The sequence below is a fragment of the Mesorhizobium sp. M0923 genome (genome assembly GCF_040319365.1).
GTDB lineage: Bacteria > Pseudomonadota > Alphaproteobacteria > Rhizobiales > Rhizobiaceae > Mesorhizobium.
Window position 1 is genome coordinate 53,249 of record NZ_JAMYNW010000030.1, and the last position, 13,848, is coordinate 67,096.

Genomic DNA, 13,848 nt, shown 5'->3' on the forward strand with positions numbered 1-13,848 from the left:
AACTCTCCTGCTATTTCTGTTTGCCGGTGATCTAAAGTCGGTAGAACCGGGCGGCGTTGTCATGGAACAGCGCGAGCCGCTCCTCGTGCGGGTGGGCGATCGTAATTTCCTTGAAGGCGTTCAAAATGGCGTCGAAGCTCGAGAACAGCTTGTCGACGGGGAAGTTCGTCGCGAACATCGAGCGGCCGACGCCGAAGGCTGCGATCGCCTCCTCGACATAAGGACGGATCGAGAACGTGGTCCAAGTCCAGTCGCCCATGCCGAGGCCCGAGATCCAGGCGACGTTCGGCGCTTGCGCTAACTGGTGCATGCCTTTTTTCCAGGCGCCAAAATGCTCGGCGCCGTCGACCTGCATGCCGGTGTGATTGAGAATGATCTGCACGTCGGGAAAGTCGCGCGCCAGTTCGAGGAACTCGCTCATCTGCGGATAGTAGAGCTGCGGGTCGAAGCTCAGCCCGCGCTTCGCCAGCTCCCGGAAGCCGCGCCGCCATTCGGGCGTACGACTGACCTCCGGCCGCGCCAGATAGGTATTGGCGGGGTCGGGATGATAATTCATCGGCTGCCGCATGCCGCGGAAGTTCGGATATTCCATGTGGCGGTCGAGGAGGTCGCCGACGTCGGGTTGGGACAGGTCGGCATAGCCGACGATGCCATGCGGAAAGCCTCGCTTGTTGGCGATCTCCTGCAGCCAGCGGGTTTCCCCAACCGGATCGCCGGGATCGAGAAGCAGCACTTCGGCTGCGGTGGAAAGGGCACGAGCGATCTGGACGATCTGGCCTTCGTGGAGGGACAATTTGCGTGCCGGCATTATCGATGATCGCTTCGCCGATCGCTGGGTCGATCAGCTGGAGCGCTCCGAGCGCAGTTTCGCGCGTGCGGCGACGGCTGATCTGCCACCAGCCCGACCTCGCATGCACAATGCCGATGTTTTCCGCGACCGGACAGCTCGGGCAACAGCGCCAGCTCCTGATGCACCACCGCGATGATCGGGCTGTTGTGGTCGGCCTTCGACGAGGCGAAGCCAATCTCGCCGGCTTCGCGTGAGGTCAGCCCTGTGACGATGCGGATGAGAGTGCTTTTGCCGGCGCCGTTGCCGCCCAGGAGCGCGTGGATTTCGTCGGCCCGGACCTGAAAACTCACACCCCGCAGGACACGGGTTGCGTCATAACTCTTCTCGATATTGGCAGCTTCGATCAGGGGCTTCCTGGTCAATACCTGTCCAACTCCCGGCACGTTGCCGGCGCTACCCAAGCTTTGGGTTGAACTCGGCTCCATCCTGTATCTCCTTCCGGGACCACTGTGCGACCGATTGACATTCGGCTCAATTTTCGTTTCTTAACATTCTGTGTAGCTGAGCTTAACTGACGAGGACGAGGTCAGACATCAAGTTCAATTCGATGACGCATTTCGAGGCAGTCGCGCGGCTCGGCGGCGTGGCAAAGGCCGCTCAGGAATTGCAGGTGACACCTTCGGCGGTTAGCCAGCAGCTGCGGCTGCTCGAACACCAACTCGGGGTGCGGCTTTTTCAGCGCGAAAAGCGCCATCTCTCGCTCACGATCGACGGTGAGCGGCTCTTCCAGACCACGACCCAGGCTTTCGAATCCATACGCGAGGTGCGTAATGCCATTGTGCGGCAGCGCGAAAGCTTCCAGCTTAGCCTGCGCGTCAGTCCTTCCTTCGGCGAGAAATGGCTGGCGCCGCGGTTGGCCGAGTTCAGCAAGGGCTATCCGAGCTGGAATTTGCGCGTCGACGCCACGCCCAATTTCTCGGATTTCGAAACGGAGGTCATCGATCTCGATCTTCGTTATGGCGACGGCGGCTGGGCCGGCCTTTATTCGGATTGCGTCGTCAACGATCTGATCCTGCCGATGTGCTCGCCTTCCTATCTTGCCGAACTGCGCGCGATCTCACCGGATCCGCGCGAGCAGCTTCGCCATGCGCGGTTGATCGACAGTGTGAAGGCCTATTTCCGGTGGGATTATTGGCTGCCGTGCAACGGTATCCAGGGCGCCCGCATGACGTATCCCTATCGTTTCGACCGTTCGTCAATGTCGGTTCAACTGGCGAAGGACGGTGCAGGTGTGGTCCTGGAAAGCACATCCATCGCATTCGAGGACCTGGTGTCGGGTTCTCTGGTTCCGGTCTCGATAGAGTTCGAGGTCATCGAGTTTCCGGGATACTGGCTGGTCTGTCCTTCGCGGCATATGAACCGGCGCGCGGTTCGCCTGTTTTCGGACTGGGTGTCACGCGTGGGTAAGCGCGACACCGATCTGGCTCGCCGGTTTCTGGCGGATAAGCAACTGCGCATATCGTTCGAACGACGGCCTCATTTCGGGGCACGGGATGACAAAGCGGCGCCAATGGCGTGAACAGTTCGGCGTTCAAGACATGGCAAGACGAAGATTGACAGCACGTTGCGGTTGAGGAGCTGGCAAAACGCAGGCTGTGTGCAAGCGAATGGGTTGGCCCCGCTTTTCATTTTCCGCGTAGCCTGTGCCTGCGGCTGCCCGCGCCACAAGGCGTTGGTGCACAAATGTGGCATTAGGCACAATCAGCTCTTTGATGCCGCCTGCTATGTCGGCCTTGCCGGGCTGCGAACGGACTCCGGGCGTGCGCACGCCGTCATGCGGTTGAGAACGGCGCAGCCGATGGCGACCTCGGTCTGCTGAGCCGAAAAGGAGCGGGCTCGCAGGCGACGTCCGATCAGCCCCTTGTAGCGCCCGACGGCGGTCTCGATCAGGGCGCGCTTGCCATAGCCGGTGGACGCCTGCCAATTCAGCCTTCCATCATTGGCGATCGCCGTGATGTGACCGTCCCTTTGACCGGGTGGTCCGGTGTCATCACTCTCCACGGCCGTTGAACGTGGCGGGACGACTATCCTTGCGGTGACGCTGTGTTGCAGCACCGCGCAGTAGGTGGGACCGCTATCATATGCTCCGTCGGCCGTGAATTGGTCGATCTCTGCATCGATCCGGTCGAGCAGCGGCTTCACCTGCGAGGGATCGTCGCCGTCCTGGTCGGTCAGACAATGGGCGATGATCTCGCCGCTGTCGGCATTGAGAACCAAATGCAGCTTGCGCCAGGTCCGGCGTGATCTGGCACCGTGCTTGTCTTCCAGCCATTGGCCGGCGCCGTAGACTTTCAAATCCGGTGCTATCGATCAGCACATGCAGCGGACCGTCTCGGGATGCCGCTGCCGCTTGGCCGATGGTTCCCATATCTGCCCCCGGCGGCTTAGCGTCGTGTGATCGGGAACCGGTAGATCAAGCCCCATCAGATCGAGCAGCGAGGTCGCCAATCCCTCGCTCTGGCGCAGACGAAGCCCGAAGACGCATCCCAGTGTCAAGACCGCCTCGATGGCGAGATCGGAATAGCGGGGCTGGCCGCTGCGGGTCGTTCTTCGCGGCGCATGCCACCTGGCCAAGGCTTCTTCTGTCAACCACAGCGTCAGACTGCCGCGCCGCCGAAGGCCCGCCTCGTATTCCGGCCAGTTTGTCACCTTGAATTTCATCTTCGCGACTCGGTGACGGCGGCTGGCATTGACGGCAGGGGCGGCGCACCATGGTCACGGCCGATACCCCCGCCATGTGGCTCGTGCTGGAAGCCCTCGGCCCAATGTCAGCTAAACAGATGACGGCCACCGGAGAGCATCTGATGGGACTTATCCCAGCGTTGTGCCCGGGGTGCGCGAATCGAAACCGCGCGGATCGACGAGTCCACTACATCTCGTGTCCCTTAGGGCATGGCCCCACCTTCCGGAAAAACACCCCACTCAGCCCTGTCCGGATCTGGCGCTCCTTGCTCGCTCCGCTGGCCTACACAGTTGATTGCGAACGACCCAGAACGGCTCTCGAAAACGAGCGTCGAACGAAATCAGATCACCGTTTGTTCTCCCTTAGCGTTGTTTGGCGTACTTTTATCGCGATGCCCTCTTGTGGGCCGTGCCATAACGCAGTTGATGATCATGCCTGACTACGAAGCGTCGGCCGCCGATAGTCTGGATACAGCGCTCGCTGTGCTCGATGAGGTATTGTTATCGCCTGAGATCTGACCGCCTCATCCCAGCGGACAAAACGGGGCAGGGAGGGGGGCTTTTCAGAGCCCGGACGCCTTGGTGAGATTGACGCGGAAACGATCGCGCCGGCGCTGATACTTTCGCGTCATCTCGGCCGAGGCGTGACCGAGCTGCTTTTGCACATAGCGCTCGTCGACCTCGGCCGAGGACGCGAGGCCGGCGCGCAGCGAATGGCCAGCAAACTTTTGACCGCGTTCGCCCTCCGACAGATCGCCACGCACGCCGGCTGCGAGCGCCGTGCGCTTGATCAGGCGTGCGACCTCCTGGTCGTTAAGCCGATCGGCGCCGACTCTTTTGTCTTGCCCTATTACCCTTCGGAACAAAGGGCCATGGCCGATCCGCGCCAGCTTCAGCCAGGTTTGCAGCGCGACCACCGGGCAGGTGGCGTCGGAGGAGCCGCGGCCGACCTCGACCTCGCGCCAACCGGTTTTGCCGCGCAGGGTCACCAGCACGCCCTTGTCAGGAAAAAACTCAATCCAGCCAGAAGAATCCTCGGTCTGGTCGCGACCAATGTCGAGGCCGACGATTTCGGATCGGCGAAGGCCGCCGGCGAAACCCAAAAGCAGCATGGCGCGGTCGCGCAGACCACGCAGCGTGCCGCGGTCGAGGGTCTCGAGCATGGCGATCAGATCCTCGGGCAGGATCGCTTCCTTCTGCCGGGGAGGGGAGGCGTGGGTGTTGCGAACGCCAGCCATCACCGTGGCGATATGCCGGTCCTTGCGGTCCAGCGGCTGCCCGCGCTGGGCACAATTCCAGGAGAGCGACGAAAGCCGGCGCTCGATGGTTGAAACGGTGTTGGGCTTTCTGTCGCCAGTGGCCGTACCTGACGCGCAGGCGGCGATATAGAGCCCGACGAGCTGAGGATCGGGCGGGAACATCTCGATGCCTTGGCGCCGGCACCAGCTCGAAAAATGCTTCCAGTCGGCTGCGTAGGCGCGGCGCGTGTTGGCCGAACTCGCCGCCTCGATATAGTCGCGCGCGCGGCCGGCGAGCGCCTCAAGATGCGCAGGCAGGCTGGGATTGGCGATGGCTGGAAGGGGAGGGGGCGAGCCGTGGTCGGCATCGTCCATCTCCATGACGACGTCGATGATGTCGGGCATGTCGTCATCGCCGGAAGCAGCCGATGATCTTGGAGCGTCGTCAGTCAAGCTCATGCCGCTTCGATATCCGTTTGGGAGAAGTCCTTGCCGACGAAAAGCAGCGGTTCGTCCGCACGCTTTGCCAAAGCATAGGACAGGCAATCGGCAAAATTCAGCGCCGCCGGGTGGTGGCCCTTGCCGTAGGTCAGCCAACCCTGGGTCGCCAGATCAACCAATTCGGAGTCGACAGGAATGATGTCGGCCTCGATTTTGCGCAGCCAAAGATCGATCTCGGCCAACGCGTGTTCGCCGCGCCTGCTGACCAGCACCATGCGTGCCTCGAGCACGCAGGTTGCCGGGACCAGACGGATTGGGTCCAAGATCAGCGCTCGTTCCAGCCTTGCTGCCTCAGGCTCGCTCCGAAGGATCGCTACAACGGCTGAGGTATCGATCACCATCAGTTCGGGATTCCATGCTCGTCATACCCGATGATCTCCTCGTCGCTGCGACTATCCAGTTCAGGCAATCGTGCCACTCTTTCTCGGATGGCGCGCAATTCTGCCAGCAGACGCTCCTGAGCGGTCTCTCCAAAGCCCAAGCGATGCAAGCGCTCGCTCAGGGCCTGATGAATGGCTGCCGTCTTGCTGATGCCCTGGCGGCGTGCGAGTTCGTCGGCGAGAGCCACGGTGGCCGGATTTTTGATGTTCAGGGACACGAAAGACTCCAAAATTCTACCTTTCTGGCGTATTCTACCATGGCTCCGAAGGCTCGTAAACAACGAACGATAAGGCAAGATTATCGTTCGTTTTGTCGCCACGACAGGCTGTGCGTTTTAACGCGGAATTGATGGCGAAAAGCGCACGGCCACTTTACCCTCCAAAATCATGATTCGCCTTGATCCCGCGACTGCCAGCCGCGCCGCGCCGCCGACCGTGCCGGCCTGGGCACTCACGCCCGCCCGCGACGTCAGCGACACAGACGCCGCCTTCCGGGCCGGCGCCGCCTTGGGCGCGCTCGACACGCTCGCCCGCGCGCAAGCCAGCTGGGCCGGGGCCTGGCGGCAGCGGCTGGCGCTTCGCTGTGCCGCCGCCGGCATGCGGCTCGCCGGCCGCTCAGAAGACGAGGCCGCCCTGCGTGACGCCTGGTACCTGCGCCCGGCCGGCGCCGATCCCGGCCCCGCCGGCGCCATCTATAGCGCCTGGCGGCAGCTTTCCGCGCAGCCGCCCATCGCCAGCGCCGATCGGCTGGCCAAAACCCTCGACCAGCTTGGTCTTCACTGGAACGGTCCCGCGCTCGCCAACCTCTGCACGGAGATCGAAAACCTGGCGGGGTTGCAGCGGCCGGCGCCGTTCGCCGCCGCGGCGATCGCCGCCCACGTCGTCGCCATGCGGCCCGATGCCGAGCTCTTCGCCTGGTGGCTCGCCGACCTGGTGCTGGCGCAAAACCTGCGCTGGCCGCGGTCGCTGCCGCTGCTGATCGCCCAGGCCTTTGGTCCGGCTTTTCGCCCCGACGCCGGCGGCAAGCGCATTCGGCCGGGGGACAAAGATTTTGAGCGCGCGGTTTGCGTCGCGCTCGTTGCGGCCGCCGCGGACGCCTGCCGGTTGGCCGCCGAGTTGTCGCGGCGCGCGGAGCGGCTCATCGCCGTCGCACCGAAGCTCAGGGCAAAGGGGGCGAGCGAGGTGATCCAAAAACTGCTCGACGACGACGCCGTTTCGGGCTCGCTGACGACCAAGAACCTGTCCCGCTTTGCGGCGCGGCGCCTGTTCGACCGGCTGCAACAATTGGATGCCGTCCGCGAGCTCTCCGGCCGTACCACCTTTCGGCTGTTTGGGTTGTAGCGATGAGCGAAGCGTCTGCCCGCCGGAAGCCAAACGGTCAGCCGGATTTGCTGGATACCGAGCTGGAGCATCTTCCGGCAGAACTGCGCTGGCGCGAGTGGATGGGCCGCGTCGAAGCGGTGATCTTTGCGGCAAATGAACCGGTGACACGTAGTGTGCTCGCGCGGGTGGTGGGAAAAAACTGCAATATCGAGCTGATCATCGACGACATCCGCGCCGAGCTCGCCGGCCGCCCCTATGAGCTGGTCGCGATCGCCGGCGGCTGGCAGCACCGGACCAAGAAGATTTTTGGCGACGCCATCCGCGCCGCCTTCGGCACGGCAGCGGGCGAGGGGGCAAAAGAACTGTCGCAATCCGACGCGCTGGTGTCGCGCAGCACGTCATCCATTCGAACCTGCGCGGGATCGTCCAAAGCCCTCAGAAGCTCGACGTTGGACCTGGCGGCGACGATGTTCTGCAGCCGTCGTCGGATGGCACGTTCGGTGCCGGTGTCCTTGCGGGGGCGCAGGAAAAGCCGTTGCCGGGCCTGGATCGCGAGGTTGGTGCCGAATGCGAACGCTATCTTCCCGTTGATCAGGCCGCTGCCTTCATAGGTGAGTTCCGGCACGCGCTCCCGGCCCATCGCCAGACGCGCCGTTTGTGAAAGCGTCCAGTTTGCCTTTCCGTCGTCATACTTCAGCTCGCGCCTGAGGGCCTCAGCAGCCGGGCGCAGCCCTATTGTTTCACGCTGCGCATCCCGCCCTGCGTCATCGGCGGGCATCAGCCAGACGACGTTGGTCTCGGCATTGGCTGTTGGAAGCACATGGACCGGATAGAGGCGAAACTGTTCCCTTAGCAGGGTAAAGGCCTCGAGGAGGATGAGAGCAAACCATATTGGAACGTCGCTCGTCCCGTCGGCGGGCCGGATGGGTTCAAGGAGGTCCCGCCAGCGCTTGGCGCCTGGCCCGAGGTTTTGGACCCGCTCTTCCGAGCTCGCTCGATTTCGGGAGAGATGCAATTGATGGACGATGTCGACAGCGCCGTGCATCCATTCGTTTGGGCGACGCTGATGTGCCGCTACGATCATCCCGACAGAGTCGCTCATGACACGAACATGATAGACCGCGAGGTCTGTCATGACGCGAACGGTGTCCTGGTCGGCCGGGACAAGGCGGACGCCGGCCGACAACAGATTGTCGGCAACAAACTGCATGATCGCAGCGCCATCCGCTGCGGGTATCGTGCCCGAAGAGAGGGCCGGCAAATCGCTCTGAACCACGTCCCGGGAAGGATAAAGAACGAGTTCGCCCTCCGAGCTGGAGCCAACCCTGTGGAGCTCGGTGACGACATTTCTCAATTCGTCGAGGACGACCGCACCGTCGAACAGTTGAAACTGCGGGGGACTGGCCAGCCGTTCCAGCATTCGACGCTCGACGGAAAGAAGCGCGGGCGGGTTGTCACCATCGAGGCCGAGCAGCGTGCCGGCGACCGCAGCCAAGTCCATCCAGTCTTGTCGGAAGGAGATGACAGCAGACGCGCGAAGCAGATGCCCGGGCTCTTTGAGATCGCCGTCCGCAATGTGGACGCATGCCTCGACGCCACCGAGCCGATAGTCGGCACTATCGTCTCGCTGCGAGAATATCGAATGCAAGCTGACGCCGCCGTGCACGATGCCGGCGTCGTGACACAGCGCAAGCGCCTCTGCCATGCGGACCATATTCCGCCAGAAGACCCCACGACTTGCGCTCGTAAGGTAGCGCCCTTCCCTCGTCCTCCGGCGCTGTGATGCTCCGGAAATCGGACTTCCGGGGTCTACCATAACGATAGCCAGCTCATACTGGTCTTCTGCAGTTTCGAGAACCTCGACCAGGACGTCTCTCGCGCGACGGGAGGAAAGCACACGCCGGATGCGCCTCAGGCCACGCCCGACAATTACCCGGAGATCATCGTCGAGCGCAGTGCCCGTCTTCTTGAACAAGCGCAACAGATATGGCTCGCCGTCTGCCACGCCCACAGCAGGGCGCAGGTGAGAGTCCCACCCGCCCGTCAACCGGGAAAACGAGTCTTCTGCGAATGTGAAACGTGCATCTAACGGCGGATTAGTCTTCTTTTTGACTGCAGCCATATAGTCCCAGCCCATCAATACTTACCGCTTAGCAGATTCGAGTGCGCCTTGCCGTGCGAAATGGCAACAAACTGGGGATCACGCCAAAACACGATCGTTGAGGTCGGCGTAGGGTGGCAGCGCCTCCGCATCGCGTCGAGCGGCATAGAGGCGGGCAACACCGTCCTGCAAGGACTCGACGTGGGGCTCGAACAGGTGAGGCATGATGTCGGTCAGCATCGGCAACTCGAAAATGCGATGGCGCTGAAGGTAGCCGACGGCACTGTTGCGAGCGGGACCGGAGGCCCATATGGCGGTTCCAGGACTGCCGAAGTGGTTTTCTTCCGCGATGTCCTTAATCCATAGCCAGGGAGCAAGGCGCTCCGTTCCATCGTCCGATATGCGCCACATCGGTAGGTAGTCGCGCGAGAACAGGACTTCCGATTCGTCCGTCAGCTGCCAGACCCCGTAGGGCAACCAAATCCGCGAGGGCACGAAGTCCGGGAGCGGGGAGCGCGGAGTGGCCACCTCGAAGTCGGCCCGCGTACCAAATCCGGTGTCGAAGAGCAGATAGGTGGGACGGCCGGGATAGCGAAGATAGGCCGGGGCGCCTGAGCCATAGGCCTTGTCTCTCACGACGGTTCCGGGTTTGCCGCGGCCCGGTGTCCCGAAAACACGTCGCCTCCAGATCGATGCGCGCAGGACCATGTGCTCATCGATCGACCACGGCGTCGCTCGGAGCAGGCGCGCTCTCGAAACGGCATATTGGACATGGCCGTCCGGAAGGCCAAGGGCATCAGCCAACTCGAGAATCGTGAGAAGCGCGGCCTGGAGACCTGGACCATCTGGAGCAGCGAGACCGTTCGGGTGACTCGTGATCGAAAGCTCGTGCCAGTCTCGATAGCCCAGAGCCTGCGCCAGTGCCTCGTGCACCGCTGCCAGTTTCAGCTCGGTCGAACCTCGAGCGAGATGTTTTGCGGCCTGTTTCGGCCGAATGAGATCGGGAAAATGGATTCGCATGGAACCGCTCCGGCGGTGCTGCAATGGCGCGTCCACTTGGCCCGCGCACCTTGGAGAGAGGTTCATACGGGGTGATCGTTCATTCCTGCCCGCAGGCTTCGCCAATGTGGACGGCATGGCCGGATCAGCCATGCTCCAGCATATGCGATTCGAATCTATCCGCAAGCTACGCCGGTGGCGCGGGCAGCCAATCGCCCAAGCCCTTCGTCGGCAGGATCGGCGCGCTGAGGTCCAGGATTACGCCATGCAACCGGACGAGTCCGTCGATCCGCGTTCTATTGTCTTCGGAGAGCTGGCTAGGAACTCGACCAGATCTAGGCCAGCCCATCTTGGCGAGGGTAAGCGCGCCGCCCCAATCGATGAGGCAGGTACTGCGCATTGCCACGGCCTTTGTGGATGCAGCGGTGAATCCGCGAATCTGGGCTATCGGTTGATGGCCGTTGCGGATGTCTCGATTGCACGGATGACCTCTATGGCCTTTTGCGAAAACGGGTGATCTGCAGTTACACGCCGGAGCCTACCGAGATCGTTGCGGTTGCCGTGCTTCGCAATCACGCCAAAGGCGAAATGCAGGTCCCGATCACGAAAGCCGACCCGATGATACGATGTCGGGGGGACGCCCTCATCAACCAACTTCCGGCTGACCGCGAGCAGGTCGGCCGGAAACACATCGACCAGGTTGAGGGCGGGATAGTTGGGCGGTCGCTCCGCCACGTGACTTGCCGCCAGCGACTCGTTGATCTCTGCAAGGCAACCGATGACGCGTTGCGGACGGAGTGCGTGCAATTGCTCCCACGCCGCGCGAGCCTGTTCCCGGTCGGCGTCGCGCCCGGACTCGGCAGCATAGACCAGCGTTCTGATGAGTACCATGCACTGTTGCGCATCGTTCTCGGCCTCCACAACCGGGAGCGGCCCAGCGTGTCGTGCGAGGAAGCGAACCGCCAGCACGAACGCAGCCATCTCGTCCTGGCTCATCGGGTTGGTCTGGGACGGAAGTCGCGCCAGGTTCGAGAACAACGGAGCGTCTGATGCCTCTTCGTATTCCGCGATCCTTTGCGCCAAGTATCTCACGCTCATGGAATCGCCGATCCCATCAGCCTGAAAGGCCCGCCGATACAGCAGACGCTGAGTCTCCTCCGGCAACGCGTAGACTTCCTCGGCATAAATCCAATCAAACGGGTGATCGAACATCCGCGTGTAGACGCTGAGAGCCTGCTCGCGGATGTCGTCGCTGTCCGCTTCCCCGATCACCGCCACGACCTCCTCACGAATTGCAGCTCGCTGCCCTTCGCCCTCGTCGTCAAGCGCTCCCAGTATCTTGAGGGCATCGATCACGCTCGAATTCAACGCCCAGTTCCAGGCGTGAATCTCGAGGGAGTTGATCGCCTCGATAAGGCCAGCCCTCGCCGTCTCCTCGGCGTCCCGCACGAACCCGACGATGTGCAGCAGTTCCAGCCGGACATGATAGGGCTCGTATCTCCACCGCGTGCGCAATACCTCGGTCAGCTCAAGCGTGAATCGCGTGACATCCTCTTTGCCAAACAGCTCATGGCGTTGCTTGAGAACGAACAGGAGCTCGCCCGAGGTCAAGCCGACAAGAGACCGCATCGCGATCTTCGGTGGCCGATTGCCGATGATATGCGTGAACCTCGTTGCGTCAGCCTGCGTCGCGGCGAGCGTGAAGTTGTGTCGCGGCCCGAAGCCATAATAGGCCAGTGCGAAAGCTTCACTGCGCAAGGCGACGTTGCCCTCACGAGCCGCCTCGGCAAGCTGTGATCGTTCCTCCAGCAGTTTTGCATCCATCGCTCGGCACAAAACCAGGTATTCCTCGATGCCCGTGCCCTTGGCCGCGCGAACGCCCAAGGCCTGATAGCGGGCTCGACTCGTCGGCGGAGACTCGATGTGCCCTTCCCATTCGAGGCGCTTGAAAGCCTCACCATTCGTCAGGACCAGCTTGGACTGCGCGATCTCGGCGAGAAGACTAGCGTGGCTGGCCTCGAGAATAGCCCAGGCGGTCGCTGTCGCCACGCTACCAAGTTCACCGTCGGCGGCATCGGCAATGATGTCTGCGTCCGTGATTTCGTCCAGCACCGCACGGCCAGCCGGCTCCGTGCCGAGAGCGGCGATGATGTCGCGGGCCAGTGGACGAAAGAGCGGCGTGCCCAACTGGACGCCAAGTTTCGAGGGATCCGTCTGCGCCAGCCTGACCAGTTCTTGAGCGGCGTACGTGCTCTGAAAGATTTCGTGACTGAAGGACACGCTGCCGCCTCGAGTTTCCAGAACGCCGGCCCGCAGAATTGCCTCGCAATCGTCGAACGTCAGGTGCTGTGCCAGCATGAACTCATCGAAGGCAGTTTCCGATAGGGAATAGGCCATTTCGTCGGTGAGGCGCGCCGCGAGCCGTCGAAGGCCCAGCGAACCCGAACGCGCATGTGGACCCAGTCGCGTGCGGATGAATTGGTCGACGAGTTCAAGGCGCGTAACGTTTGACCGCAGCTCGTTGCCGATTTCACCTACGATGCGCGCCTCAAACCCGCTCCGCACGCCGCGCAGCACGTCCTTTGCCGCCGAGGTCAAGACTCCGTGTCCCTGTTCGGCGATGCGTGCCTTCAAGGTCTCTGACGGCTTCCCGACGCTGACGCTGCTCAGGCCAGCCAGACCTTCTGGACGGGACTCCTGGCTCGTCACAACCACCCGCGCCTCATACCGCCTTGCGAGAGCCCTGAGTCCACGCAGCGCTTGTCGCGCATTGTCGGCCGATAGCTCGTTCAAGCCGTCAAAGATCAGGACGACCGGTATCCCCAATTGCGTGGCCCGGCGCAGGAATCGCGGATCGTAGGAATCAACAAGCAGCGAAATCTCGCGCTGAACCGCCTCGGCCCACGAGCCCGAAAACAGCTTCGCCGAAACGAAGAGGCAGATGGCGCCCGTCGCTGTCAGTTGGAGGCCCAGCCACTTTGCCATCAGGCTCTTGCCGCACCCGGATGGTCCCCACAAGAAGCTGCCAGCCTGCTCATTGGTGGATGCGATGAGAGCCTCTGCCTGCTCGTCATCTTCCGGGATCCATAGATCGGCATCGGGCTGGTATTCCGCAGCGAACGCCCGCCGATATCGTTCCGCCCACTCGCTAAACGCCCAGGAACTTTCGGCAGCCAGCGCGACGTCCACGGACGTAGCGGTCAATTTCAAGGATCGCGCAAAGTCCTGCCAAGCCGCGAGTGACCACGGGCTGCCTCCCGTCGCTCCTAACGCAGCTAGGACTTCGTCAGTAGACCCGATCCGAACCTTGAAGTCGCCCGAAGTGACGGTCGACCCCGCAGGGAGCTCGCCGGTCATCGCGACGAACCCATCCGGGTAGAAATCGCCGATGGGCGCCGCCTGAGCCATGGCATCACGCAGACGGTTCTTGGCGTCGAGCGCCTGCTGATAGGGGTTGCGGAACGATGCCCACTCCCCGGACGGCGACAGCCGCTCCCACGCGCCATTGATCTCGCCTCGAACCGGAAGCTTGGTGGCTTTTGCTTCGACGAGGGCGACGGCATTCTCCGTCGCCACGACGAAGTCGATCTGTCGACCTTTGAGCTGAAAATTGCACAGGACGACGGCCGCCGTCGCACCTCGCGCCAGATGGTCAACGAGGGCGCGCAGGAAGACACGTTCCGAGTCGTGTTCCAGCGGTCCCCCGCAGAAGATCGTCAGTTGGCGTGTCTGGTTCATGATGTGGATTCTACAGCTTCACTGCTGAAAAGCACT

General features: G+C 62.4%; 10 protein-coding genes and 2 pseudogenes. 4 read left to right on the forward strand and 8 right to left on the reverse strand.

Features of this window, described 5'->3' with window-relative positions; genetic code table 11:
* Positions 1–31: 31 nt before the first annotated feature.
* Together NKH89_RS32170 and NKH89_RS32175 are read right to left on the reverse strand one after the other, a co-directional pair.
* Complete coding sequence (locus tag NKH89_RS32170) at positions 32–808, reverse strand: amidohydrolase family protein (RefSeq protein ID WP_352911296.1); 777 nt, start codon at positions 806–808, stop codon at positions 32–34.
* Positions 808–1,275, reverse strand: coding sequence for an ATP-binding cassette domain-containing protein (locus tag NKH89_RS32175; RefSeq protein ID WP_352457358.1), 468 nt, complete (start codon positions 1,273–1,275; stop codon positions 808–810). The genes NKH89_RS32170 and NKH89_RS32175 overlap by 1 nt, the downstream gene beginning before the upstream one ends.
* 122 nt (positions 1,276–1,397) lie before the next feature.
* On the opposite strand from NKH89_RS32175, the gene NKH89_RS32180 reads away from it, so the two are divergent.
* Positions 1,398–2,369, forward strand: a complete 972-nt coding sequence (locus NKH89_RS32180; protein WP_352457357.1) for a LysR substrate-binding domain-containing protein — start codon at positions 1,398–1,400, stop codon at positions 2,367–2,369.
* A gap of 203 nt (positions 2,370–2,572) precedes the next feature.
* On the opposite strand, the pseudogene NKH89_RS32185 reads toward NKH89_RS32180, so the two are convergent.
* The 4 genes and pseudogenes from NKH89_RS32185 to NKH89_RS32200 form a co-directional block, all read right to left on the reverse strand.
* Positions 2,573–3,511, reverse strand: a pseudogene (locus NKH89_RS32185) (IS5 family transposase).
* A gap of 584 nt (positions 3,512–4,095) precedes the next feature.
* Entirely contained in the window at positions 4,096–5,229 is a 1,134-nt protein-coding gene (locus NKH89_RS32190; protein WP_352911298.1) for a site-specific integrase, read from the reverse strand.
* Entirely contained in the window at positions 5,226–5,612 is a 387-nt protein-coding gene (locus NKH89_RS32195) for a type II toxin-antitoxin system VapC family toxin (RefSeq protein WP_352911300.1), read from the reverse strand. The genes NKH89_RS32190 and NKH89_RS32195 overlap by 4 nt, the downstream gene beginning before the upstream one ends.
* Positions 5,612–5,869: a type II toxin-antitoxin system VapB family antitoxin gene (locus NKH89_RS32200; protein ID WP_031195575.1), complete on the reverse strand. Its 258-nt coding sequence runs from the start codon at positions 5,867–5,869 to the stop codon at positions 5,612–5,614. Before NKH89_RS32200 ends, NKH89_RS32195 begins: the two co-directional genes overlap by 1 nt.
* A gap of 169 nt (positions 5,870–6,038) precedes the next feature.
* Here NKH89_RS32200 and NKH89_RS32205 point away from each other — a divergent pair, with 169 nt between their 5' ends.
* The 3 genes and pseudogenes from NKH89_RS32205 to NKH89_RS32215 all read left to right on the forward strand — a co-directional run bounded on the left by NKH89_RS32205 (position 6,039) and on the right by NKH89_RS32215 (position 8,757).
* Positions 6,039–6,992 (forward strand): DUF1403 family protein, encoded by a 954-nt coding sequence (locus NKH89_RS32205; protein WP_352911304.1) that lies wholly within the window; start codon positions 6,039–6,041, stop codon positions 6,990–6,992.
* A 2-nt stretch (positions 6,993–6,994) separates the two neighbouring features.
* Positions 6,995–7,360: pseudogene (gene scpB, locus NKH89_RS32210) on the forward strand (SMC-Scp complex subunit ScpB); the annotation flags it as partial.
* A 632-nt stretch (positions 7,361–7,992) separates the two neighbouring features.
* Positions 7,993–8,757, forward strand: a complete 765-nt coding sequence (locus NKH89_RS32215; protein WP_352911307.1) for a hypothetical protein — start codon at positions 7,993–7,995, stop codon at positions 8,755–8,757.
* A gap of 417 nt (positions 8,758–9,174) precedes the next feature.
* Here the strand turns inward: NKH89_RS32215 and NKH89_RS32220 are convergent, their stop codons facing one another.
* Positions 9,175–10,095: a hypothetical protein gene (locus NKH89_RS32220; RefSeq protein ID WP_352911310.1), complete on the reverse strand. Its 921-nt coding sequence runs from the start codon at positions 10,093–10,095 to the stop codon at positions 9,175–9,177.
* A 423-nt stretch (positions 10,096–10,518) separates the two neighbouring features.
* On the reverse strand, positions 10,519–13,812 hold the full coding sequence (locus NKH89_RS32225; protein WP_352911313.1) for an NERD domain-containing protein: 3,294 nt from the start codon (positions 13,810–13,812) through the stop codon (positions 10,519–10,521).
* Between the last annotated feature and the right edge of the window lie 36 nt (positions 13,813–13,848).

Excerpts from the sequence above, each read along its gene's own strand:
- NKH89_RS32225 (WP_352911313.1), bottom strand. The coding sequence starts at position 13,812 with ATGAACCAGACACGCCAACTGACGATCTTCTGCGGGGGACCGCTGGAA.
- NKH89_RS32205 (WP_352911304.1), top strand. The coding sequence starts at position 6,039 with ATGATTCGCCTTGATCCCGCGACTGCCAGCCGCGCCGCGCCGCCGACC.
- NKH89_RS32180 (WP_352457357.1), top strand. The coding sequence starts at position 1,398 with ATGACGCATTTCGAGGCAGTCGCGCGGCTCGGCGGCGTGGCAAAGGCC.
- NKH89_RS32215 (WP_352911307.1), top strand. The coding sequence starts at position 7,993 with ATGGACGATGTCGACAGCGCCGTGCATCCATTCGTTTGGGCGACGCTG.
- NKH89_RS32220 (WP_352911310.1), bottom strand. The coding sequence starts at position 10,095 with ATGCGAATCCATTTTCCCGATCTCATTCGGCCGAAACAGGCCGCAAAA.
- NKH89_RS32195 (WP_352911300.1), bottom strand. The coding sequence starts at position 5,612 with ATGGTGATCGATACCTCAGCCGTTGTAGCGATCCTTCGGAGCGAGCCT.
- NKH89_RS32170 (WP_352911296.1), bottom strand. The coding sequence starts at position 808 with ATGCCGGCACGCAAATTGTCCCTCCACGAAGGCCAGATCGTCCAGATC.
- NKH89_RS32190 (WP_352911298.1), bottom strand. The coding sequence starts at position 5,229 with ATGAGCTTGACTGACGACGCTCCAAGATCATCGGCTGCTTCCGGCGAT.
- NKH89_RS32175 (WP_352457358.1), bottom strand. The coding sequence starts at position 1,275 with ATGGAGCCGAGTTCAACCCAAAGCTTGGGTAGCGCCGGCAACGTGCCG.